This window comes from Sphingobium sp. Ant17, from assembly GCF_000588875.1.
Lineage (GTDB): Bacteria > Pseudomonadota > Alphaproteobacteria > Sphingomonadales > Sphingomonadaceae > Sphingobium.
In genome coordinates this window covers 16,540-40,503 of the sequence record NZ_JEMV01000010.1, presented here as the reverse complement: position 1 = coordinate 40,503, position 23,964 = coordinate 16,540, and the positions used below count along the sequence as shown (strand labels likewise).

Here is a 23,964-nt window from a genome sequence, read left to right as displayed (position 1 = left end):
CTGGCGCATCGTTTCCTGGACGAGGCCCTTACCCTGGCCCGCGACATTCATGGCGAGGGGTCGGGCCTTGCGGCGCTGCCCGCCTTGCCACTGGCGGAACTCCTTTATGACGCGGGCGATCTGGATGGCGCGGCGGCGCTGGTCGAACGCCACCTGCCGTGGTGCGGCAATGGGGATTCGCGGACCAGATGGCGTCGGGCTACATCGTCAACGCCCGGCTGCGCGCCGCGCGCGGCGATCTGCCGGGCGCGCTGTCGACGCTCAACGACGCGCATCTGGTCGCGATCGAATGTGGGCTGGACCGGATGCGCGCCTTCATCGTGGCGGAAGAGGTCCGCCTGCTCATCAAGGCCGGCCAGATCGAGGAAGCCGAACGGCATTTTGCCGCGGGCGATTCGCAACTGGACGGCGAACCGATCCCCACGCTGCATCCCACGCGCCGCAACGAAAGCATCGCCATCGCTTGGCTACGGATCGAGATGCAGCGCCATCGGCTCAGCCGCGCGCGCAAGGTTGCGCATCGCTGGCTGGAATTCGTCCGTCGCGCCGGGGCCGTCCGCTCAGCCGTGACGTTCGAACTGTTGCTGGCGGAAATCGCCGTGTTACAGGGCAATCGGTCCGAAGCTCGTCGCGCCGTGCGGACCGCGGTCGAAATGGCCGAACCGGCGGGCTGGGTCCGCACCTTCGTCGATGAAGGCGAAGTCATCGCCTCGCTGCTGACCGAAGCCTATGCACAGGGGCCGGAACTGGAAACCCCGGCCGACCGCTTCGCCGTGCGGCTGGTGTCGCTGATGCGCAGCGGCCCGCAGATCGAAAGCGACGAGGAGGATGACGATGATTTCGGCCTGACTGGTCGCCTTGCCAACCGGGAAGTCGATATCTTGATGATGGTGAGCGGGGGCCTGCGCAACCGCGAAATCGGCGACCGGCTTGGCCTGACCGAAGGCACGGTCAAATGGTATATGCAGCAGATCTACGACAAGCTGGGCGTTCGGCGGCGGCCGCAGGCGGTGTTGCGCGCGCGCCAGCTTGGCATACTGCCCTGACGCTCCCGCTTCCGCCTACCCAAGGATAGATTGCGCGTCCTCACGCGCCTGCCATCGCCCAGCCGGGCGAAAGGAACCATCATGGCCAAACGTAAAGTGATCATCAGCTGCGCCATCACCGGCGCCATCCATACCCCGTCCATGTCGCCCTATCTGCCGATCACGGCAGAGGAGATCGCAGAGTCGGCGATCGGCGCGGCGGAAGCGGGCGCGGCGATCATCCACCTGCACGCCCGCAATCCCGTCGACGGGCGACCCGACCAGAATCCCGATCTGTTCATGCCCTTCCTGAAGGTCATCAGGCAGCGCAGCGACGCGGTGCTGAACCTGACCACCGGCGGTCATCCCTCCATGACCGTGCAGGAACGGATGCGCCCGGCCCAGACCTTCGCACCCGAAGTCGCCAGCCTGAACATGGGGACGATGGGCTTTGGCCTGTTCCCGATGCTGGACCGGTTTAAGGACTTCAAACATGCCTGGGAACCGGCCGCGCTGGAGGCATCGCGCGACCTGGTGTTCAAGAACACCTATGCGGATATCGAATATCTGCTGGCCACCCTGTCGCCGCTCGGCACCCGCTTCGAATTTGAATGTTACGACACCAGCCACCTATATAACCTAAAATATTTCCTCGATCGCGGGCTGGTGAAGGTGCCTTTGTTCATCCAGACCTGCTTTGGCATATTGGGCGGCATCGGCAGCCATCCCGACGACATCATGCATATGAAACGCACCGCCGACCGACTGTTCGGCGATCAATATCAATGGTCGGTGCTAGGCGCAGGCGCGCGTCAGATGAGTATCGTCGCCATGGCCGCGTCGATGGGCGGCAATGTGCGGGTGGGGCTGGAGGATTCGCTCTGGGGCGGCCCCGGCCGCCTGGCGCAGACCAACGCCGAACAGGTCGCGACCGCGCGCCAGATCATCGAGGGTATGGGGCTGGAAGTGGCTACGCCGGATGAGGCTCGCGCTATTCTGGACCTCAAGGGCGCGGACCGGACCAACATCTGATGACCAAGCTATCGGGGCCGCTGGCCGGTATCCGCATCGTCGAGATCGACGCTATCGGCCCGGTGCCGCTGGCGGCGATGCTGTTGGCGGATATGGGGGCGGAGATCATCCGCGTCGCGCGACCACCATCGGCGGGCGCGGGCGACTGGGACGATGTCGGCGGCGACATTCTCCACCGCAGCCGGACGGTGATCCATCTCGACCTCAAGCGCGATGATGACCGCGCCCAGCTGCTCGACCTGATTGATCGGGCGGACGGCCTGATAGAGGGCTATCGCCCTGGTGTGATGGAGCGGCTGGGCATCGGCCCGGACATCTGTCTGGCGCGCAATCCGCGCCTGGTGTTCGGCCGCATGACCGGGTGGGGCCAATCCGGTCCGCTGGCGATGCGCGCCGGGCATGACATCAACTATCTCTCGATCACCGGCGCGCTGCACGCGATGGGCGAACCGGGGCAGCCCCCCTCAGTGCCGCTCAATCTGGTGGGCGATTATGGCGGCGGCGCCATGTTCCTGATCTTCGGCCTATTGAGCGCCCTGTTGTCGGCGCAACGAACGGGACGGGGGCAGGTTGTCGACGCCTGCATCACCGACGGCGTCGCGTCGCTGATGAGCCTTTTCTACGCCTGGCAGCCCAAGGGGCTATGGACCGATGCGCCCGCCTCCAACCTGCTGGACGGGGCCGCGCCTTTCTATCGCTGCTATATGTGCGCGGATGGTCGCCACGTCGCGGTCGGCTGCCTGGAACCCAAATTCTTTGCCCAGATGGTCGATGGGCTGGGCCTGTCTGATCGTCGCTACGACCAGAACGACCGCGCGGCCTGGCCCATGATGCAGGCCGATTTTACCGCCGCCTTCGCGACCAGGACGCGCGACGCATGGGCCGATCATTTCGCGCATACCGATGCGTGCGTCACCCCGGTTCTGGCGATGGCCGAAGCGCCGGGGCATCCGCATAATCAGGCGCGCGGAACCTTTGTCCAGCGGGACGGCATCGCCCACCCCGCGCCCGCGCCCAGGCTGGATCTCACGGAAGGCGCCATCACCGAAGCCGCCAGCGCGGACGTGGCGGACATCATCCGCCAATGGTCCTGATCGCCACGCCAAAAGCCTGCGGCATAATTACCACGATAGACAGATTAGTTTCCATCTGTGCAACGATTCCTGCCGGAAGGTAGGTGGAGAATGGCGGCTATGACCGCCTCTATGCGCCGGTAAGGACGATGCCTGCGAAAAGAATAGGCGATCCAGATCGGCCAAGGGAGAGAGAGAATGAAATTCGGCATTTTGAAACTGGCGTTGCTGTCGACCGGTGCGACCTTGGCGACCCCGCTCTGGGCGCAGGACGCGACCAGCGTGGCGCCCCAGGCTGAAAGTTCCAGCAGCGGCGACATCGTCGTCACCGCCCGCCGTCGCGAAGAACGGTTGCAGGACGTGTCCGTCTCCATCTCCGCCTTCTCGGCCGCCTCGCTGGAGCGCAGCACCGTCCAGACGGTCAGCGACGTCAAGACGATCGCACCGGGCTTCACCTTCTCGTCCGAAGGCGGCAAGGACAATGTCGCGCTCACCCTGCGCGGCATCGGCCAGTTGCCGTTGGGCGAAGTCACGCCAGGCGTGGTCATCTACCTGAACGACACCCCGCTGCCTGCCGTCGGCTCGAACGTGCCGACCTACGACATTGGCAGCATCCAGGTGCTCAAAGGGCCGCAGGGCACCTTGTTCGGTCGCAACACGCTGGGCGGCGCCGTGGTCATCGGCAGCCAGCGCCCCTCCTATGAATTTGAAGGCTATGTCGAGGGCACATATGGCAGCTTCGACTATCGCGAACTGGAAGGTGCGATCAACGTCCCCATCGTTGCCGACAAGGTAGCGTTCCGCGCGGCCGGCCAGGTCCGGCGGCAGGATCCCCGCACGATCGCCTTTGACGGCGGGCCGGGCTTTGACAATATAAAGCAGGATGCCTTTCGCCTGTCCTTGCTGCTGGAGCCGGTCGAGGGTCTGAAAAGCACCACCATCTACGAATATTTCAAGAGCGACGAACTGGCCGGTGGCCTCTATCTGCTGCGCCAGAATTTCTCGCTCGCCGCCTTCGGCCTCGGCGTGCTGGACCCGCAGGCACAGCAGGCGCTCGAAACGCAGCGCGCCAACCGGCGCGGTTCGTTCGACGGCGGCATCAATGGCGGCCGTTCGTCGCGCAAGATGACGTCGATCACCAACGACACCTCGTTCAGCTTTGGCGACCTGACGCTGCGCAACATCTTCGGTTTCCGCAAGAATTTCAGCAATCAGCTGATCAACACCGGCGCGCTGCAAAATCTGTCGATCCCCACCGGCCTGCCCGCGCCACTCCCCGCTGCTGTGCCCTTCACCCTGTTCCACGCCGCGTCGGTGCTGGATCGCCAGTATCTGACCAACGAAACCCAGTTGCTGGGCGATTTCGGGTCGTTCAACTTCATCACCGGCGTCTTCTACAATAACGACAAGTCCGCCGGTCCCACCGGATCGCAATTCACGGCCTTCTCGGTCGGTGGAGTGCCAGCGCCTGCGGTTAGCGCGCATGTCCGCAACAAGAATTTCGCGGTCTATGGCCAGATCGGTTATGAAATCACGGATAAGCTGAAACTGAACCTCGGCGCGCGTTACAGCTGGGACAAGGTATCGGCCTGCGGCGGCACGATCGGCACCAGCTACGTCGATGAGGATACCTGCCTGGCCACGGCAGCGCTTGGCTTGGCCGATGGCGTCGGCACCGTCTCCAACAAGGGGGAGGAGCCGAGCTGGACCATCGGCCTGGATTACAAGGCGACGCCCGACTGGCTGCTCTACATTTCGTCGCGGCGCGGCTATCGCGGCGTGAACATCAACACCCCGCTGTTCGAAACGCCCTTCACCACCGGCGGCGTCGATCCGTCCTGCGTCGCAACCGGCGGCGTCTGCCCCGACCTGCGCGCCTTCCAGAAGACCGGCGAGGAGCGGATCACCGACGTCGAACTGGGGTCGAAATATGACTATCATGTGGGGGAGGCACGCGGCCGATTGAACATCGCGGCCTATTACAGCAAGTATAAAAACGCGCTGCAATTCCTCAACACGCAGACCATCATCCCCAATGGCACGCCGGATTCGCCGACCAACGGATCGCTGGCGGCCAATGTCGCCAACCTGCGGATATGGGGCGTGGAACTGGAAGCCTCGATCAGCCCCACCCGCAACTTCACCGTGTCCTTCAACGCCGCCTATACCGACGTGAAGGTGGAAAGCGTCAACGTACCGAACGGGCTGCCCGCCTCGGTCACGCTGGGCAAGGCGCAAATCAACACCTACTCGCCCAAATTCTCCGGCACGGCGAGCGTGAGCTGGATCCTGCCGATCAAGCCGGCCGACGGCGATCTCGCCTTCAACTCGGACCTGTTCATGACCGATGATTTCGGTGGCCAGAACGGCGAAAAGCTGCCCGGCTACAAGCTGGTCAACGCCCGCCTCGACTGGCGCGGCATTGGCGGCACGGGCCTGGATCTGGGCGTGTTCGTGAAGAATGTCTTCAAGGAAGAATATTTCTCGGCGTCCAGCGTATTGCTGTCCTCCTTCCCGCTCAGCTCGGTCTATGCCGGGGAGCCACGGACCTGGGGCGTCAGCGCGAAATACAGCTTCTGATGAGAAGGCAGGCGGGGCAGATAGCATCTGCCCCGCCTGCGCCTCGGGCCGGGATAACTGCGGAGTAGGATGTGACTTTGGACGATCTGCATCGCATGGACGCGGCCGCTGGCGAGATTGCGGCCCTGCTGCGCGCCAGCACGCTGGCCGCGATGATGACGCAGGCGGAAGCGCTGACGCTGGAGGGGCATGGCGCCCGCGTCACCTATTCGCGCAAAGTGTTCATTCCGCTCACCAAATTATGCCGCGACGTCTGCCATTACTGCACCTTTGCCACCACACCGCGCCGGCGGTCGACGCCTATCTCAGCCGCGAAGAAGTCCTGGCGATCGCGCGCGCGGGCGCTGAGGCCGGGTGCCGGGAGGCGCTGTTCACCCTGGGCGACCGGCCCGAGGACCGCTATGCCGCGGCGCGCGACGCGCTGGCCCGGCTGGGCCATGATTCCACGCTTTCCTACCTCGCCGAAATGGCGGAACTGGTCCTGCGCGAAACCGGCCTGTTGCCCCACCTCAACCCCGGCCTGATGGACGCGGCCGACTATGCCCTGCTGCGCCCCCATGCCGCGTCGATGGGCATCATGCTGGAAAGCAGCGCAGATCGGCTGTGCGCGCGTGGCGGCCCGCATTTCGGCTCGCCCGACAAGCAGCCTGCGCGTCGTCTGGCCACGATCGCGGAGGCGGGCCGCACCAAAGTGCCTTTCACCACCGGGCTGCTGATCGGCATCGGCGAAACCCGCGACGAACAGGTCGACGCGCTGGTCGCCATCCGCGACCTGCATCGCCAATATGGCCATATTCAGGAAGTCATCATCCAGAATTTCCGGGCCAAGCCGGGCACGCGGATGGCCGAACATGCCGAACCGGCGCTCGACGATCATCTCTGGACGATCGCCGCCGCGCGGCTGATCCTGGGACCGGACATGACGATCCAGGCGCCGCCCAACCTCCACGACCAAGTCGATCTTGCTCCGCTGATCCGGGCCGGGGTAAACGACTGGGGCGGGGTGTCGCCGGTGACGCCCGACCATGTGAACCCCGAAGCCCCATGGCCCCATCTGGAGACATTGGCGCAGGCCACCCGCGCCGCTGGCCGCACGCTTTCCCAACGCCTTGCCATCGGGCCACGTTACGCGCTGGCGGCGCAGGATTGGGCCGCGCCTGCGGTCGCAACCCTTATCCTGCGCGCGATCGACGGACGCGGCCTGCCCAAGCCCGACGATTGGGCCGCCGGGCATGGCGACGACGCGCCCGCGCTGATCGGCGGCGATGTCGGCCAGGCATCGGCATCGGTGCAGGCGCTCCTGCGCCACGCCGAAGCTGGTGCGCGCCTGAGCGAGCGTGACATCGTCACCCTGTTCGATGCCGATGGCCACGACCTTGCTGCCATCGTCGCCCAGGCCGACCGGCTGCGGCAGGAGACTATCGGCGACACGCTGACCTATGCCGTCAATCGCAACATCAACTACACCAATATCTGCCTCTACAAATGCGGCTTCTGCGCCTTTTCGAAGGGCAGTACGAAGGCGATGCGCGGCCCCGCCTACCGGCTCGACTATGCCGAGGTTGGACGGCGCGCGGCCGAAGCATGGGATCGCGGCGCCACCGAAGTCTGCCTGCAAGGGGGCATCCATCCCGACTATGACGGCAACACCTATCTCTCCGTTCTGAAGGCCGTGCGCAAAGCCGCGCCGGACATCCATATCCACGCTTTCTCCCCGCTGGAAGTTACCCATGGCGCGCATACGCTGGGCCTGCCGCTGGAGGATTATCTGGCGCAGTTGAAGGCGGCGGGCCTCTCCACCTTGCCCGGCACCGCGGCCGAGATACTCGACCCCGAAATCCGCGCGCTGATATGCCCGGACAAGGTCAGCGCAGACGAATGGATCGAAGTGATGCGCGTGGCCCATGGCATCGGCCTGCGCAGCACCGCGACGATCATGTTCGGCCATGTCGAGGCTATCGCCACTGGGCGCGCCACCTGCTGCGCATCCGCGCCTTGCAGGAACAGACCGGCGGCTTCACCGAATTTGTCCCCTTGCCCTTCGTCCATATGGAAGCGCCGATCTGGCGCAAGGGGCTGGCCCGGTCGGGACCAAGCTATCGCGAGGCGGTGCTGATGCACGCCATCGCCCGCATCGTCCTGCATCCGCTGATCCCCAATATCCAGGTGTCCTGGGTCAAGATGGGACCGGAGGGGGCGGCGGCAATCCTGAACGCGGGCGCCAACGACATGGGCGGCACGCTCATGGACGAATCGATCACCCGCGCGGCGGGTGGCGTTAACGGCCAGGAATTTGGCCCCACGCAAATGCGTGCGCTCGCCGCATCGGTCGGACGTCCCGTCCGCCAGCGCACTACCCTTTATGATCCGGTATCGCCCCGGCAAACCCACATCACGGAGTCCCTATGACCGATCTCTTGCACCCTCTGAAGGACAAGGTCGCGATCATCACCGGCGGCGGCAGCGGCATCGGCCGCGCCACCGCGCTGATGATGGCGCAGCGCGGCGCGAAGGTCGCGATCACCGGCCGCACCGAATCGCGCCTGTCCCATGTGGTCGACGAAATCACGGCGCAGGGCGGGCAGGCGCTCGCCGTCGCCATGGACGTGATGGAGGAAGCCTCGATCGCGGCGGGCATAACCAAGGTGGTCGATCATTTCGGCGGCCTCCATATCCTCCACAGCAACGCCGCCCAGACCGGCCTGATGCACGAAGACGCGCTGATCGCCGACATGGACGTCGCCTTCTGGGATCGCACTTTTGCCACCAACCTGCGCGGGTCGATGCTGTGCGCCAAGCACGCCATCCCCCATCTGCTGTCGGCAGGCGGCGGGTCGATCGTCTTCACAGGTTCCGGCAAGGGGCTGGCGGGCGATGTCGACTATCCTGCCTATGGCACGACCAAGGCAGGGATGCTGGGCCTCTCCAAATATATCGCCACCCAATATGGCAAGCAGGGCATCCGCTCCAACGTGGTCGTGGTCGGCCTGGTGATGACAGAGGCGCTGGACGACAATATGCCGCCAGAGGCCCAGAAGCTGATGACCGAACATAATCTGGTCGATTATCTGGGCCGGCCGGAGGATATCGCCGAAGTCGTCGCCTTCCTCGCGTCCGACCAGGCCCGTTATGTTACGGGCGCATCGATCGTCGCCGATGGCGGCTTTACATCCCATTCGGCGGTCTATGCGGACATGATGCGCTTCGCTGCCATGCAATCAGGAACCAGCGCATGAACTTTCCATCCATCGCCGTCGTCGGCGGCACCGGCAATCTGGGCGCGGCGATCGCCTGGCGCCTCGCCCGTGCGGGCTATCCCGTCGTTATCGGATCGCGCAGCGCGGACGGCGCGCAAAAGACGCGGCGGAACTCGGCCACGGCCTCTCCGGCGCCACCAATATCGACGCGGCGGCCGGCGCGGACATCGTCATCGTCACCGTGCCCTTCGCGGCGCAGGACGCGACGCTGCGCGACATCGCGCCCCATGTCGCGGGCAAGATCGTGGTGGACACCACCGTCCCGCTGGTCCCGCCCAAGGTGATGCGCGTGCAACTCCCCGCCGAGGGATCGGCCGCGCTCCGCGCGCAGGCCGCGCTGGGCGAAGGGATGACTGTCGTGTCTGCCTTCCACAATGTCGCCGCGCACAAGCTGGCCAAGGATGTCGATGTCGGCTGCGACGTGCTGGTGTTCGGCGATGACAAGGCGGCGCGGGGCCAGGTCGTCGCGTTGGCCGACGCGATGGGCCTGCGCGGCCTGCACGGTGGCGCGCTGTGCAATTCGGCGGCGGCCGAAGCCCTGACCTCGATCCTCATCTTCCTCAACAAGACCTACAAGGTTGACGGCGCGGGCATCCGCATCACCGGCGACCTGATCCCGCCGACGGATTGAGCGCAACCCCTTCCGGGCGGAAGGTGCGACCCGGCCACCGGGCGCGCCATCCTGCCGGGCATAAACGATACAGGGGATAGAGGAATGAAGCTCAACATCGGCGTGCCCAATTCGATGCATGTGGCGGCGATGACCCAGCCATGGGAACATGCGCTGACCGGCGACGATATCGGTCGCGCGCTTAAGGTCGCTGACGATCTGGGCTTCAACAAATGCATGTTGGGCGAACATTTCATCATCCCGCAGGAACATATCGCCCTGTCTGGCGACCATTATGTCCATGGCACGGTGGCGCTCGCTTTCCTCGCCGGGCGGACATCGAAAATGCGGGTCAGCTCGTCCGTCTCCATCCTGCCGCTGCAAAGCCCGATCGTACAGGCCAAGGCCTGGTCCACGCTCGACTGGCTGAGCGGCGGCCGCGCGACCGCGCTGTTCGGCGTCGGCTGGCTGAAGGAGGAATTCGACATGCTGGGCGTCGATTTCCACAATCGCGGGCGCATGGCGGACGAATATGTCGCCGCAATCATCGAACTATGGACGTCCGACACGCCGACGTTCGAAGGGGAATTTGTCTCCTTCAAGAATGTCGGCTTCGCGCCCAAGCCGGTGCAGCAGCCGCGCCTGCCGATCTGGTTCGGCGGTGACGCGGAACCGGTGCTCAAGCGCGTCGCGAAATTCGGCGACGGCTGGTCGCCCTTCCGCACCCCGCCCGAAAAATTCCCCGCATGTCTCGACCTTATCCGCGCGCAGCGACCTATGACGGTCGCCCGATCGACCTGTTCTTCGCGCTGGAAATGCTAAATGTCGGCGCCCATCACGAAATTATGGATGATCCCCGCGCGCCCGGCACCCGCAATGCGCAGAAAATCATCGACCAGATCGGCTGGCTGAAGGATTTGGGCGTCAACGAAACGATCGTGCCGCTGCCACCGGGCATGACGGGCCTGACCGAATATATTGAGCGCCTGCACTGGGTAGCCGAAGAAATCATGCCCAGGGTGTGAGCATTGCCCACCCGCATAGTGAATCGGAGTAGATCATGACCCAATATGATGTGGTCGTCGTCGGATCGGGCGCGGCGGGCTTGACGGCGGCGCTGCGGGCCGCTGCGGCAGGCCTGTCGGTGCTGGTGCTGGAAAAGGCCGCGCATTTCGGCGGCACCACCGCTATATCGGGGGGCGGCATCTGGGTGCCGGGCAGTCCGCAGGCGCAGGCCGCCGGGGTCGATGACAGCGCCGCGGTCGCGCGCCAATATGTGCTGGACGTCATCGGGCCAAGCGCCGACCCGGCGCTGATCGACGCCTATCTTGACGCCGCGCCGCCATGGTCGCCTGGCTGGAAAACAACAGCGCCGTCCGCTTCCTCCTCTCGCCGCCCAGCAGCGACTGGTATCCCGACATCGCCGGGTCCGCCGACCATGGCCGCCTGCTGTCGCCCCAGGAATATGACGGCAAGAAGCTCGGCGCGCATTTCGCCGACCTGCGCCCCGCGCGCGAGGAATTCAACGCACCCGGCGGCTTCATGATCGACCTGTTCGATCTGCCCTATTTGGCGGAGATGCCTTCGCCCAAATCCCTGTTCCACTTCGGCAAGCTTGCCGCGAAATTCGGCGCGGACAAGCTGCGCCGCTACCCGCGTGGCACCCGTCTGACGATGGGCAACGCCCTTGTCGCGCGGCTGCTGCGGTCCGCGCTCGACGCGGGCATAACCCTGCGCAAGTACGCGGCGGTCGATCGCCTGCTGGTCGCCGACGGCCGCGTGACCGGCGTGCGCGTGGGTGGCGAGGATATCGCCGCCAACGTCGGCGTGCTGCTGGCGGCGGGCGGCTTTTCCGCCAGCGAGCAATTGCGCAAAGCCTATATCCCTTATGCGGAGGACCATGTCTCTATCCTCCCCTACGAAAATACCGGCGACGGCATGAATATGGGTCTGGAGGCTGGCGCATCGCTGGACGGCGACAATCTGGTCAACGCCGTTTGGGCCGTGGTATCCACCATGACCCGGCCCGACGGCTATGTCGCCCGCTACGCGCATCTGATCGACATGTCGAAACCCGGCTGCATCGCCGTCAACGGGAAGGGCGAGCGGTTCGGCAACGAAGCGTCGGTGCATTTCGTTGAGGCGATGCACGCCACCGGTACGGTGCCCGCCCATATCATCGGCGACGCCCATTGCGTCAAGACCTACGGCATGGGCATGGTGCTGCCCGGCGGCGGCGGGCTGAAAAAGCTGATCGCGGCTGGCTATGTGATCGAAGCGCCGACTCTGCGGGCACTCGCCGACAAGATCGGCGTCGATGGCGACGGCCTGCTCGCGACCGTGGCCAAGATGAATCGTTACGCCGAAACCGGCAGAGACCCCGATTTCGGCAAGGGCGATACCCAGATCGACATCGAGATCGGCGACCCGAAGCACAAACCCAACCCCTGCCTCGGCCGCGTCGAAAAGGCGCCTTTCTACGCGATCAAGATCCATCCGGGCGACGGATCGACCACGGTGGGCTTGAAGATCGACGCGCATTGTCGGGTCATCGGCACCGGTGGTGCGCCGGTCGCGGGCCTCTATGCCGCGGGGCTGGACGCCAATTCCATCTGGCGCGGCAAGTCGCCCGCCCATGGCTGCAATGTTGGTCCGGCGATGGTGACGGGCTATATTGCGGGGCAGGCGATGGCGGAAGCGCTGGTGCCCGTCTGACCGTTCAGGCGGGTTCGCTGACCCCGGCCCGCGCCTTCGCGGTGGCGACCAGTGCGTACAGACCCGCATTATAGTCGGTCATCTGCGCCATCGTCAGGTGGCGATAGGGCGTCATCGGGCAGAGCGAATCCACCACGTCCCAGAAGGGCTCGATCTTCTCCAGCACCTCGTCCACCGGGCCGCAGGTCACGAACGCCTCTACCATATCATCGGACACATTGCCGATCACCTTGGCGATGTCGCCATGTTCGCCCAGGCTCAGTTGGCAGGCCCGCGCCTGGTCGCCAAAGCCGATCGCTTCGAAGAACGGCTCATATTCCTTATAGCCCGAATAGGCGGCCACCGTCGCGCGGCTGTCGTCGATCGCCTTCTGCTTGTCGTCGTTGACCGCGATCCAAGGCCAGGCGTTAATCTCTATGTCGCTGCGCGCGCGGCCATATTTGGCCAGCGTCGCTTCGATGAAGGGCAGCTTGCTGCGCGCATAGGCCGCCGACCAGAGCGCATGGACCATCAGCCCGTCGCCAACCTCCAGCGCCAGCGCGGTCATCTTGTCCTGCAACGCAGCGATCCAGATCGGGATTTCCACACGAACTGGCGGCGCCGTCAGCATCATCTCGCCAAAATCGGCGGTGAAGTACTCGCCCTCGATCGGGTCCAGCCCGGTATGCGCGTTGGCAATGACATAGCGGATCACCTTCACGCTCTCGCGCAAATGGGTCAGCAATTTGCGTTCCGGTTCGCCATACATGCCGGTGACACAACTCTTGATGCTGGACCCCAGCCCCAGCACGAAGCGCCCGCCCGAAATCCGGTCCACGTCCATCGCCGCATAGGCGGTTTCGACCGGGCTGCGCGTGCCCGCGATCGCGACGCCGGTGCCCACCTTCAGGCTGCTGGTCAGCGCAGCCGTCGCCGCCATCGGCACGAAGGGCGGGCCGTAAATCTGGAGCGAAAAGCAACCCTCGAAGCCGACCTGCTCCATCTTCTGGCCGATCCCGCCCATCATGGGGGCGGGCAGGGTCGGCATGACCCCCCACCAGCGGCGTTCGCCGCCGACGGCGTTGACGAGCTTTGGCATGAAGCATCCCGAAAAAACCGGGCGGACCATAGTGGTCCGCCCTTCAGGGGGAGGGGGAGATCAGAACTGGAACAGTTCCTTGCGCAGGCCGATGATGTCGCTGCAATCGGCGCTCACATTATCGCGATAGGCGAAGTCGCCCTTTGCCTGGCGATCGGCCAGTTCCATCATCGCCATGCGATAACGCTGCCCGGCCTGGTCGAACTTGCTGTGCAAATCCTTGCGGTCGGTATGGCGCATGTAACGCGGGCTTTGCGGGGAGGTCATATAGCTGTCCTGCCGCGACACCTTGTAGCCCGCCTTGGGCATGACATAGCTGAACATGCGCCCGGCATTGCTGGTGTTCATGACCATTTCCATCCGCGTACGATCCCGCGTTTCAGGGGTGCAGGGGTGGAACAGCGGCACGTCGTCGCCGGGGCTGAACCGGCCATAGGCGATCGCGCAATGCGACCGCAGATAGATGCGGATCACCTGCCGCACATTCTGGGTCGGCTGCTTGATGCCGCTGAAGAATTTCATCACGGGCGCGACCGATTTATTGACGCAGGTGCGGACCATGGTGACGGTCTCGCTGTCATAATAGGTCTCGATCGTCTCGCTGTCCGACCGTTCGTCGCCCACGACGTCGGCGTGCAGGAAATCGGCATGGGTCAGGTCGATCAGATTCTCGAGGCTGATCGGCGCGGCGCTTTCGAAGCGCACCGTCGCCGTCATGTGCCGGGGCAGGCCACCCTTGGGCGGCAGGAAGGGCAGGCTGGGCAAATGGCGCGGATCGGCCGCCAGCGGATTGCCCAGCCAGATCCAGACCACCCCATAATGTTCCATCACCGGATAGTGGCCACGTGCGTCGGTATAGTCGCTCTTGTCACGCACCACGCGCTCATTGGGGTGGAACTCGCTGGCCACGACCACGCCATTGTCGCGCCACAGGAAAATCGGGTTGGAATAGACGGCACGGCGCACCGGCTTGCCCGTCACCGAATAGTCGTGGGCGACCGGGAACCAGCTGTCGCGCATCACGATATTGTGCGGAACCCAGCGGTTGACGACATTCATGGCGATCGGGCTGCCACCGGATGGCGGCGCGCTATTGTCGTCATGGGATGCGGGGTGATCGGCGATGTCTAACATGGTCAAATCCTCCTTCAGGCCGCTACGGTCTGGTCGTGGGTGTCCTGCGGCGCGTCGAGCAGGGCGTTGCGCAAATCCTCGCCATGCAGCGATACGGTCGGCTTGGTGGTCCGCAGCTTCGATCCGTCGATGGACGACAGGACGGTCAGCGGATTGATCCCGCGCAGCATCGCGCCACGCAGCCCCGGCCGACGCACGCCCAGTTCCGCGCGCCAGCGCACGGCGGTCACGCCGCGCGCTGCAGGGACGGGGGACAGCACGGCATGGAGCAGGTCGTTGAAGGCGTCGTCGCGCAGCGTCAGACGCGTCTCGCCGGTCAGCGGATGGGTGCGGGTCAGCAGCGTCAGCGGAAATTCGGCGACGAAATGCGATGGCCAATGCAGCGGGTGCCATTGGCAACTGCGCTCCATCACCAGCATTTCGCCCTCTTCATGCAGTTCGGACATGATATAGGGGCTGAACCGCACGCCCCGGATCGCCAGGATCAGCGCGGGATCGTCATACAGGGCATCGAGATATTCCTGATGGCCGCAACTGACGTTGACCGTGCCGATATAGCCATATTTAGGGTCAGCGCTCAGTGGCGCCTCTGCCTTGGGGTTCAGGCAGACGCGCACGAAGCCGGCCTGTTCGCTGACGCCGAAGGCATTGGCCTTGTAAAGCGGCGGAAATTTCTGTTGATCCTTCATGTTTGGGATCTCTTTCAGCCGCCCCGTCTCGCCATCATAGCTCCAGCCATGATAGCCGCACTGGATCAGCCCGTTGTCGCGGATACAGCCCAGCGACAGCGGCGCGCGGCGGTGGGGACAGCGATCCTCCAGCGCGCGGGCAATGCCCTGATGGTCGCGCCACAGCACCACCGGCTGGTCGCCAATGTCCACCGACAGCGGCTTTTTGGACGTGACTTCCTCAGACCGGGCGACGGCCCACCAAAGATCGGTATCGAGACTCATAGCGGTTATCCTTACTCCTGCGATTAAATTGACGTATGACAATTTATATGTCAACGTCTTTTCACTATGGATCAGCAGATGCTCGATCGACCCCAGCGCGCCCGTGGCCGCCCCGCCCTCAATGCCGTCCAGGCCTTGGATGAGGACCAGTTGCTTGGGCTTGCCTTCGCGACCTTCGCCGAACGCGGCTATGAAGGGACGACGCTGCGCGACCTGTCCAAGCGGCTGGGCGTCAGCCATAATCTGCTCAACGTCCGCTTCGGGCGGAAGGAGGATTTGTGGGTCCGCGCAGTCGATTGGCGCATGGCGCAGGCATCGCCCTTCGTCGAAGCCGCGTTCGACGAACCCGCAGACGCCGAAGTCCGCCTGCGCCACCTGATCCAGCGCTTCTGCCTCTGGGCGACCCGCAATGGCGACATCGTCTCGCTCACCAATGTCGAAGGATGCCGCTCGACCTGGCGGCTCGACCATATCGTCGAACATTTCGTGCTGCCGTTCCAGCGGCGACTGGACGATCTGCTGGACGCGGTGCGGCGGCAACGGCCGGTGCACGATCTGTCCACCCCCGCGCTGATGGCATTGCTGGTACAGGGGGTGGGCTTCTACTTCTCCGCCGTGCCGATGCAACAGCGGCTGGGGGCAGGGGGCGAAGTCGATGACGCCCATGCCGCCGCGCAGGCCGACCGGCTGGCCGGTTTCCTGCTCGCCGCGCTGCTGCCGCCCGTCGCCTGACCCGCGCTGCCGTCAATCTTCGGGCGCGATCGTGACGGTCATGCCCGACAGGGCCTGCGTCAACATGATCTGGCACGACAGGCGCGAAAGGTCGTTGCGATGCGACGATCCGTCGAGCAGGTCGCTTTCATCGTCCGTGACCGGCGGCAGGCTCGCGGCGACCGCGGGGTCGACATAGACATGGCAGGTCGCGCACGAACAGCAGCCGCCACACAGCGCCAGCAATTCGTCGAAGCCGGCATCGCGGATGGCTTCCATCACAGAAATGTCGGCGGGCGCATCGATCGTCTTGCAGGTGCCGTCGCGGGTGATGACGTTCAGTTCGGGCATGATATTCCTCGTCTGGAATCGGAATGGTCGACCAGCTTTATGCACACGGACACGCCGCCCTGCCTGCCGGAAGACAGGGCGGGACGCGCTCTATTTCACTTCGATCGCAACCGGAAACCGATCGAAATAGAAGGTGAAGGGCCGCCGCAACTCTTCGGCGGTGACATGGAAATCGCGTTCCAGGTCATAGACGATCTTGCCCCTCGTCTGCTCGCCATGCTCGACCAGATAGAGATGCAGGTCGGCCAGCGCCTCATCGGTCAGGGGGATGTCGGCGATGCGGTAAATTTCCTTCAGGATCGGATCGGGATTTTTTATCCAATCGTGGAAATAGACGTCGATCGTCTGCTCCGGCGGCAATATGTCGCGGTCCCGCACGCAGGCGCGCAGCAGCTTTTCATAACGATCGGGCCAATAGCCGAGCGGCTCCTGTATATCCACGGACTTGCGAAATATCCGCGCGGCATAGCTGTACATGGTCAGTTGCGACCGGATCGACCCCACCGGATCGCGATGGGTGATCACGAAGGTCGCGTCAGGGAAGGTCTTATACAGCGTGGGCAATTGCTCCATATGCTGCGGGCATTTGATGACCCAGCGATTGGGGCCGTTCAGGAATGTCAGCACCTGCAACGCCTTCTTCAGATAGGCATAGGTGCCCGACTGGTCATGGCTCAAATAATAGTCGCGCCAGCGCGGCACCATCGCCAGCCATTCGATCAGGTAGGAGGAGAAATTAGGCGCCTGCAGCTCGATATCCTCGCTGATATGGTCGGGCGAAAATTCATGCATGATCGCCATGTGCGGCAATATGCTCTCCATCATGCGCCATCCCTGTTCCGCCTTGGTCCAACGCGGATTGGCGTCGTCAGTCGTAGGCATCTCTTCAGGCGCAGGCACCGGTGCAATCGCCTCCCACCAGGGCAGTGATCGCAAGCGACGATCGGCCGACAACAGCCCCAGCAGGTGCGTCGTGCCCGATCGCGGCAGGCCCGCGACGATGATCGGCCGCTCGATCGGGATGTCCATTATCTCCGGGTGCAGCTTGACGATATCCTCGATCCGCAACCGCGTCGCGGCGTAGCGGATCATCATCTGGAACAGGTTGGCGCGGGTGACGGCGGACGCGTTGGCATCCTCGTCGATCGCCTGGCACCACACCGCCAGCCTTTCGCGAAAATCCGCCGCGCCGAAATCCGCCAGCCCGGTCTGCGCCTGCGCCGCGCCCAATATGAACGCGGGCTGGAAGACGATCTGGTCCGCCGCCGCCTCGGCACCCGCCACCACCTGCTTCTGTATGTCGGTCAGGACCGGATGATGCAGGTCGGTGATGTCGATGATGTTGCGGCGCGCGGCCACTTCGTGCGCGGGACTGCCCATGTCGCTCTCCTGTCTTTGTTGGCGCATCTAATCGTGCCGACCCTGTCGTCGGCAAGGTGCGGGGCTATCGCCGCTGCGCCAATTGCTACGCCATCGCGCCAAAGGGTCGGGCCAGGCTCAAGTGGAGATGATGGATGGACGCTGCTTCCCAAGTCTATGACCTGCCCGTCACGTCGGCCATGGATTGCACGGTCAACGGACGGATCGCCTTGCCTGGCGTCGTCCTGGAACTGCATCATTACCGCTTTCGCGGGGCGCAGGCGGGCGTCTTCTCCTCGCCCCGCAGCTTTCTCGATCTGGCGTTGTCGCCGCGTCCCGGCCAGCCCTGCGGCGGCTATGAAGCGCCCAGCAGCGCCCTGGGCGACATCCTCTACATCCCGGCGGGCACCCCGCTGCACACCGCCTGGGGGGCGGGGGAACAGACGTCGATCTGCTGCGGCTTCGACGGCGCAGCATTCGACGGCGACGACCTCCCCTTGTCGGACGCGGCGTTGCAGGCGTCGCTCGACGTACGCAGTCCGCTGGTGCGCCACGCGCTGCAACGGATCGCGTGCGAAATCGCGGCTCCCGGCTTTTGCAGCGACATGCTGGCGCAGGCGATATGGGTGCAGGCCTGGGTCGATCTGCAACGCTATCTGCGCCTGTCAGTGAAGGAAGACGGCTCGCGCACCGGCCTGTCCCGCGTGCAACTGCGGCGGATCGCCGATCGCATCGAACAGCCGGGCAAGCCCCCGTCGGTGGCGGAACTGGCGGCCGACTGCGGCCTGTCCAACCGCCATTTCTTCCGCCAGTTCCGCGCCGCCACCGGTCAGACACTCACCCATTATGTCACCGATCGCAAGATCAATCGGGCCAGACAGTTGCTGCGCCAAGTGGGGCCAGCAATTAAGGTTGTTGCCTGGGAGTGTGGATTCGATAGCGCAGCAGCTTTTTCGTCTGCTTTTCGTAGAGCTACCGGGATCACCCCCCGGCAGTTTCGGAAAGCGATGCTATATTGAGAGCAAGGCGTTTTCACGATGCCTTTGGCGTGACTGCGAAAGTCCGCATGCTTGTCGCCGAGTGATTTCCACAACACTGTTACGCTAAAGCGCTGCCTCATGACGGGCGGCTATCAGGAGACACGCCATGCCGGAAAATCTGTTCGACCTGAGCGGCAAAGTGGCACTGATCACTGGTGCCAATTCGGGACTAGGGTTCGGCTATGCCAGGGGGCTGGCCCGTGCAGGTAGCGACATAATCCTGTGGGGTCGTCGCGCGGATCGAAATGAAGAAGCAACGCATGCGCTGCGTCAATATGGCGTCCGAGTGTTTGCCGACAGCGTCGATGTGGCCAGCGAACCAGCAATCGTGGCTGGTTTTGCTCGCGCCCTCGACGCAATGGGCCGGGTCGATACATTGGTCGCCAATGCGGGTATCGCCACCCAGATTGCCTTCACGGACATGGACGTAGGAACATATCGCAAACTGATCGACGTCAATCTCGATGGTGCAGTCTTTGCGCTGCGGGAAACCGCTCGGCATATGAAGGTAAGGGCGGAGGCCGGTGATCCGGGCGGGTCACTCATCATCTGCGGCAGCGGGTCTATCTTTCAGGGCGTACCTACCATGGCCCACTACGGTATCGCCAAGGGCGCCCTTAATTCTCTGGCGAAGGCGCTGGCCGCCGAACTGGGTCCGATCGGAGTGCGCTGCAACGTCATCGCGCCGGGCTTCATCGAAACCGAAATGACGTTCGCTGACCCGGCTATCGGCCAAATGCTCTCGGATATGGTAGCCGCCAAAGCACCACTCGGCCGCGCCGGCAAGCCCGCCGATCTGGAGGGCGCCGTCGTCTATCTCGCCAGCGACATGGCCGCTTATCACACCGGCGACACGCTGGTCATCGACGGCGGCAAGCTGTTCGCCAACTGATCGTCCGGCAGGTGCCGGGCCGGCCGCAATGCGGCTGATCGGGCACATCCTACAGGAGAAGCGCATGTTTGCCCGGCCCAACAGCCATCATAGCCAGATCGCCTATGTGACCAACGATCTGGCCGCCGCCATGGCGCGGCTGACCGCCGAATATGGCACGCCGGGCTTTTTCGAAATGTCCAACATCCAGCCGGGCGAAGACCCGGCGGGCAAGCCGGTGCTAAAGATCGCGCTGGCGCTGGTCGGCGGCGTGGAGGTGGAGTTGATCGAACCGGTCGGCGACACCGCGCCGCTGTTCAGCGACGTCCTGCCCGGCGGCGACGATCTGGCCATCCGCTTCCACCATATCGCCAGCCGGATTGATGGGCCGATCGCCAACTGGGACGCGCATGTCGCCTCGCTCGACCTGGCGGCGCATCCCGTCATGTTCGAAGGCGCGATCGGCGACATGCTGCGCTACATCTATACTGACGAGCGCGCGACGCTGGGCCATTATGTCGAACATGTCTGGATGTCGCCGGACCTGCTGGCCCAGATGCGCGGCATCGTTCCCGCCTACCCTCCATTGGAAAGCCCGTCATGACCCTTGCCCTGTCCCGCCTCAACTTCCGCGACATCGGCGGACTGCCGACCCGCGATGGCGGGCAGGTGCGATCCGGCATCTTGTACCGGTCCGAAGGCCCGGCCAGTTTCCTTACCGACCATCATGCCGAACTGGCCGACCTGGGCATTCGCACCGTCGCCGACCTGCGCTCCGACATGGAACGCGAAAAGGCGCCCCATGACTGGTGCGGGGCCGATTGCCGCATCCTTGATCTCGACATGAACACCGACCTGCGCGCGCAGGGGGAGGATATGTGGATGACGTTGGCGCGCGACCCAACGGAGGCGCGCGCCATCGCGGTGATGACCCACAATTACGGCCTGATGCCCCAGGCGTTCCTGCCCCACGTCGCGCCGATGGTCGACGCGTTGCTAGCCGGCGAAACGCCGATGCTGGTTCATTGCACCGCGGGCAAGGACCGCACGGGCGTCGTCATCGCCCTGATCCTTGATCTGCTCGGCGTCCCGCGCGACGTGATCGCGGCGGACTATCGTAAGTCCGACGTCTTCGGCCAGAATCTGGTGATGTCAGGCCATTTGAAGGGCGATCTGGAAAAGACGTTCGGCTTCGTGCCTCCTGACGACATGGTCGCGGTGCTGATCGGCGTCCACGCCGATTTCCTGAGCCGCGCGCTGGACGTCGTGGCGTCGCAATGGGGCGACATCGAAGGCTATTTTCACGCGGCAGGCGTCGATGCCGCCCGACGCGACGCGCTACGGCAGACTCTCGTTACTGGCGGAGAATGAGATGACGGACAGAGCCATTTATGAATGGGAACAGTTGCTCGACCAGCTGCGCCCGCTGGGCCAGCAGATGCGCAATCGCATCCCGGCGCGGCTGCATGATGACCCGCAGGTGATGCAGGAAGCGATGCGCCTGCTGCTGTCGGGCGTTTTGCGCACCACCAACGACGCGATCCTGCACGATCGCAGCCATCCGATCTTCGTGCCCGAACTCAACATCTGCCAGAATATCTTTCAGCCCAATGCCGACACCATCTACAAGGCGGCGTTGATCGAGAAGGGCGGCACCTACCGCATCCGGGGCGATCGCGGCACCGTGCGGATGCTGATCCTGGCGCAACTTGGCCCCGACACGCTCCGCACCGGCCAGCATCACCCCGCGCAGGACGCCAATGATTTCGACGATCTGACGATCGGCCCGGACGGCGCGTTCGACGTCATCCTCGCGCCGACCTGCCCCGCCGGGCACAGTGGCGACTGGTGGGAACTGAGACCCGACACCGAAAAGCTGATGATCCGCATCGTAGGTTGCGACTGGGGCGTTGAGCGCGAACCGCGCCTGGGCATCGTCCGGCTGGACGCGGACAAAGCGGCCAAGGGCCGCCCGAAGCTGGCGCAACTGGCGCATCGCTTTGCCGAGATACCGAAAACGGCGGCGGTCTGCGCGCTGGCCTTCCCCGACAAGGTGCAGAAGCTGCGCGACGAAGGCCTCATCAACACGCTGAAAGTCGTGGACTTCTCGCAGATGACCGGCTTGGCCCGCCAATCCTATTATGAGGGCGCCTATGATCTGGCCGAAGATGAAGCGCTGATTACCGAAGTGCCGATCCCGGCCGATGTCGCCTATTGGTCGCTGATCCTGACCAATGACCTCTATGAAACGACCGACTGGTATCATAACCAGTCCAGCCTGAACGACGCCCAGGCGGTGGTCGATGGCGACGGCGTGTTCCGCGCGGTCATTGCCGCGCGCGATCCCGGCGTCCACAACTGGCTCGATACGGCCGGCTATGCCAGCGGCGCGATCCAGGGCCGCTGGTTCAACAGCGACGCCCGACCCACGCCGACGATGCGCAAGGTCAAGCTGGCCGAGGTGCGCAGCCATCTGCCCGCCGACACGCTGCTGGTGACGCCGGAAGCACGCGACGCCGCCATCCGCGAACGCACATTGCGCGCCCATATGCGCGTCATCTGGTAGGGGGAACGATCATGAGCGACGCACTGGCCATGTTGCTGGACTATGAGGCAATCCGCCAGGTGAAGGCGCGCTATTGCCGCCTGCTCGATACCAAGGATTGGGACGGCTTCATCGCCCTGTTCACGCCCGACGCGGTGATGGACGTGCATGAAGATACCGGAAACCCGTCAATCACTAGCCATGCCGCGATCCTTGAGCAGGTCCGATCCGCCGTCATCGACGCGCAAACCGCGCATCAGGTCCATTCGTCCGAAATCACCCTGCAAGGCGACAGCGCCGATGTCGTCACCGCCATGCAGGACCGGGTGGTCTGGGCGCCGGGCAAGTGCCCGATCCCCGGCGGGCAGTCGATCACCGGCTTTGGCCATTATACCGAACGCTATGTGCGGGTGGACGGCGCATGGAAGATCGCCTTCCTCAAACTCACCCGCCTCACTGTCGAAGTGCATCCCGCGCCTGTCCTTTGACAGGTTGCGCAGCGTCGACCGCCGGGCAATCCTCTCCCTATAGATTTGAGAGGACAGGATATGACGGCAGCAATGGAACCCGGCGCGCAGGCGCTGTTCGACAAGTTCGGCACCTATATCCTGCCTGGACGGGTCAGCGATCCGCGCCGGGGTATCGAGGAAGCGCAGGAGGCCGAACGTATCGGCCTGGGCTGCGTGTGGATTTCCGAACGCTATGCGCTCAAGGAACCCGCCGTCCTTGCGGGTGCGGTGTCGCAGGCGACGTCGAAGATCCGCATTACCGGCACCATGTACGCGACGATGCGGCACCCGCTCGTCACCGCCAGCGTCGCCGACCTGATGCAGGCGTTGAGCGGCGACCGGTTCCGCCTGATGTTTGCGCGCGCGTCCCGGCCTATATGAAGATGCTGGGATCGCCGCCGATCACGATGGAACGGCTGGCCGACCTCATTTCCATCTGCCGCCGCCTGTGGGCAGGGGAGAAGGTCGATTATGAAGGCGTGCTGGGCAAATTCCCCGCGATCAGCCTGACCGATCGCCATGGCGGCACCCCGCCGCCGATCATCTTCACCGCCATCGGTCCCAAGAGCCTGGAATTTGCCGGCGAACATTGCGACGGCGTGCTGCTGCATCCCTTCGTGTCGGCGCAGGGGGTGAAGAACAGCACGAAGATCGTGCGCGATGCCGCCGAAAAGGCGGGGCGTGATCCCATGGCGGTGCGCATCTATCACAATATCATCGTCGCTCCCGACCTGCCCAAGGATGAGGAGGAGGCCGTCGTCGGCGGCCGCGCCATCACCTATTTCGAACTGCCCGGTTTCGGCGACCTGATCGTCGATATCAACGGCTGGGACAAGGGCGTGCTGGACCAGATCCGCGCCCATCCCAAGATCGCCAGCCTGAACGGCAAGCCCGCCGACCAGGCCTATACCCGCCAGGAACTGGTCGATGTCAGCAAGCTGATCCCGCAACATTGGCTGGACGAGGGCGCCGCCGTCGGCACCGCGGCGCAATGCGCCGATCAGTTGATGGACTTTCTGGATGCAGGGGCGGACGAAATCCTGCTCCACGGTGCCTCGCCCAAGGATATGGGGCCGCTCACCACCGAACTGAAACGCGCGCTGGCGGCAAAGGGGCTGTAA

21 protein-coding genes and 3 pseudogenes are annotated in these 23,964 nt (G+C 64.2%); 19 read left to right on the top strand and 5 right to left on the bottom strand.

What is annotated here, in order from left to right; all coding sequences use genetic code 11:
* Positions 1–188: 188 nt before the first annotated feature.
* The 10 genes and pseudogenes from BF95_RS28810 (at position 189) to BF95_RS06535 (ending at position 12,292) form a co-directional block, all read left to right on the top strand.
* Complete coding sequence (locus tag BF95_RS28810; RefSeq protein ID WP_235209596.1) at positions 189–1,046, top strand: LuxR C-terminal-related transcriptional regulator; 858 nt, start codon at positions 189–191, stop codon at positions 1,044–1,046.
* A gap of 81 nt (positions 1,047–1,127) precedes the next feature.
* On the top strand, positions 1,128–2,057 hold the full coding sequence (locus BF95_RS06570; protein WP_043150237.1) for a 3-keto-5-aminohexanoate cleavage protein: 930 nt from the start codon (positions 1,128–1,130) through the stop codon (positions 2,055–2,057).
* A complete protein-coding gene (locus BF95_RS06565) occupies positions 2,057–3,151 on the top strand; it encodes a CaiB/BaiF CoA transferase family protein (protein WP_043150235.1) in 1,095 nt (364 codons plus the stop codon). The genes BF95_RS06570 and BF95_RS06565 overlap by 1 nt, the downstream gene beginning before the upstream one ends.
* Before the next feature lie 177 nt (positions 3,152–3,328).
* A complete protein-coding gene (locus BF95_RS06560; RefSeq protein WP_043150233.1) occupies positions 3,329–5,710 on the top strand; it encodes a TonB-dependent receptor in 2,382 nt (793 codons plus the stop codon).
* A gap of 71 nt (positions 5,711–5,781) precedes the next feature.
* Positions 5,782–8,119 (top strand): annotated as a pseudogene (gene cofH, locus BF95_RS06555) (5-amino-6-(D-ribitylamino)uracil--L-tyrosine 4-hydroxyphenyl transferase CofH).
* Positions 8,116–8,946, top strand: a complete 831-nt coding sequence (locus tag BF95_RS06550; RefSeq protein ID WP_037479703.1) for an SDR family NAD(P)-dependent oxidoreductase — start codon at positions 8,116–8,118, stop codon at positions 8,944–8,946. The pseudogene cofH and the gene BF95_RS06550 overlap by 4 nt, the downstream one beginning before the upstream one ends.
* A pseudogene (gene npdG / locus BF95_RS06545) lies at positions 8,943–9,598 on the top strand (NADPH-dependent F420 reductase). The gene BF95_RS06550 and the pseudogene npdG overlap by 4 nt, the downstream one beginning before the upstream one ends.
* 84 nt (positions 9,599–9,682) lie before the next feature.
* Positions 9,683–10,399, top strand: a complete 717-nt coding sequence (locus tag BF95_RS06540) for a TIGR03619 family F420-dependent LLM class oxidoreductase (protein WP_327195420.1) — start codon at positions 9,683–9,685, stop codon at positions 10,397–10,399.
* Positions 10,400–10,422: 23 nt separating this feature from the next.
* Positions 10,423–10,602: a hypothetical protein gene (locus BF95_RS30610; protein ID WP_327195418.1), complete on the top strand. Its 180-nt coding sequence runs from the start codon at positions 10,423–10,425 to the stop codon at positions 10,600–10,602.
* Positions 10,603–10,637: 35 nt separating this feature from the next.
* Positions 10,638–12,292: pseudogene (locus tag BF95_RS06535) on the top strand (FAD-dependent oxidoreductase).
* 4 nt (positions 12,293–12,296) lie between these two features.
* Here BF95_RS06535 and BF95_RS06530 read toward each other — a convergent pair.
* Genes BF95_RS06530 through BF95_RS06520 form a run of 3 tightly spaced genes read right to left on the bottom strand, consistent with a single transcriptional unit; the run spans position 12,297 to position 15,457 of the window.
* Positions 12,297–13,370, bottom strand: a complete 1,074-nt coding sequence (locus tag BF95_RS06530) for an LLM class flavin-dependent oxidoreductase (RefSeq protein ID WP_037480504.1) — start codon at positions 13,368–13,370, stop codon at positions 12,297–12,299.
* A gap of 60 nt (positions 13,371–13,430) precedes the next feature.
* Positions 13,431–14,504 carry an aromatic ring-hydroxylating dioxygenase subunit alpha gene (locus BF95_RS06525; protein ID WP_037479711.1) on the bottom strand — a complete coding sequence of 358 codons (1,074 nt, stop codon included), beginning with the start codon at positions 14,502–14,504 and terminating at the stop codon, positions 13,431–13,433.
* Between the two features lie 14 nt (positions 14,505–14,518).
* The gene (locus BF95_RS06520) at positions 14,519–15,457 is read right to left on the bottom strand and encodes a Rieske 2Fe-2S domain-containing protein (protein WP_037479713.1); all 939 of its coding nucleotides are present in this window, start codon (positions 15,455–15,457) and stop codon (positions 14,519–14,521) included.
* A 78-nt stretch (positions 15,458–15,535) separates the two neighbouring features.
* On the opposite strand from BF95_RS06520, the gene BF95_RS06515 reads away from it, so the two are divergent.
* Positions 15,536–16,189, top strand: a complete 654-nt coding sequence (locus tag BF95_RS06515) for a TetR/AcrR family transcriptional regulator (RefSeq protein WP_235209595.1) — start codon at positions 15,536–15,538, stop codon at positions 16,187–16,189.
* Positions 16,190–16,201: 12 nt separating this feature from the next.
* Here the strand turns inward: BF95_RS06515 and BF95_RS06510 are convergent, their stop codons facing one another.
* Both BF95_RS06510 and BF95_RS06505 read right to left on the bottom strand, forming a co-directional pair.
* The gene (locus BF95_RS06510; RefSeq protein ID WP_037479717.1) at positions 16,202–16,519 is read right to left on the bottom strand and encodes a 2Fe-2S iron-sulfur cluster-binding protein; all 318 of its coding nucleotides are present in this window, start codon (positions 16,517–16,519) and stop codon (positions 16,202–16,204) included.
* Positions 16,520–16,609: 90 nt separating this feature from the next.
* Positions 16,610–17,899 carry a sulfotransferase family protein gene (locus BF95_RS06505; protein ID WP_043150230.1) on the bottom strand — a complete coding sequence of 430 codons (1,290 nt, stop codon included), beginning with the start codon at positions 17,897–17,899 and terminating at the stop codon, positions 16,610–16,612.
* A gap of 134 nt (positions 17,900–18,033) precedes the next feature.
* Here BF95_RS06505 and BF95_RS06500 point away from each other — a divergent pair, with 134 nt between their 5' ends.
* The 8 genes from BF95_RS06500 (at position 18,034) to BF95_RS06470 (ending at position 23,964) form a co-directional block, all read left to right on the top strand.
* Positions 18,034–18,897 carry a helix-turn-helix transcriptional regulator gene (locus BF95_RS06500; RefSeq protein ID WP_043150228.1) on the top strand — a complete coding sequence of 288 codons (864 nt, stop codon included), beginning with the start codon at positions 18,034–18,036 and terminating at the stop codon, positions 18,895–18,897.
* Positions 18,898–19,024: 127 nt separating this feature from the next.
* Positions 19,025–19,810: an SDR family NAD(P)-dependent oxidoreductase gene (locus BF95_RS06495; protein WP_043150225.1), complete on the top strand. Its 786-nt coding sequence runs from the start codon at positions 19,025–19,027 to the stop codon at positions 19,808–19,810.
* Between the two features lie 64 nt (positions 19,811–19,874).
* Positions 19,875–20,393 (top strand): VOC family protein, encoded by a 519-nt coding sequence (locus BF95_RS06490; RefSeq protein ID WP_043150305.1) that lies wholly within the window; start codon positions 19,875–19,877, stop codon positions 20,391–20,393.
* Positions 20,390–21,160: a tyrosine-protein phosphatase gene (locus BF95_RS06485; protein WP_043150223.1), complete on the top strand. Its 771-nt coding sequence runs from the start codon at positions 20,390–20,392 to the stop codon at positions 21,158–21,160. The genes BF95_RS06490 and BF95_RS06485 overlap by 4 nt, the downstream gene beginning before the upstream one ends.
* A 1-nt stretch (position 21,161) precedes the next feature.
* Positions 21,162–22,355, top strand: a complete 1,194-nt coding sequence (locus BF95_RS06480; protein WP_051519877.1) for a DUF1214 domain-containing protein — start codon at positions 21,162–21,164, stop codon at positions 22,353–22,355.
* Between the two features lie 11 nt (positions 22,356–22,366).
* Entirely contained in the window at positions 22,367–22,822 is a 456-nt protein-coding gene (locus BF95_RS06475; RefSeq protein WP_043150221.1) for a nuclear transport factor 2 family protein, read from the top strand.
* 60 nt (positions 22,823–22,882) lie between these two features.
* Complete coding sequence (locus tag BF95_RS30300) at positions 22,883–23,224, top strand: LLM class flavin-dependent oxidoreductase (protein WP_268747151.1); 342 nt, start codon at positions 22,883–22,885, stop codon at positions 23,222–23,224.
* Positions 23,221–23,964: a TIGR03857 family LLM class F420-dependent oxidoreductase gene (locus BF95_RS06470; protein ID WP_268747150.1), complete on the top strand. Its 744-nt coding sequence runs from the start codon at positions 23,221–23,223 to the stop codon at positions 23,962–23,964. The genes BF95_RS30300 and BF95_RS06470 overlap by 4 nt, the downstream gene beginning before the upstream one ends.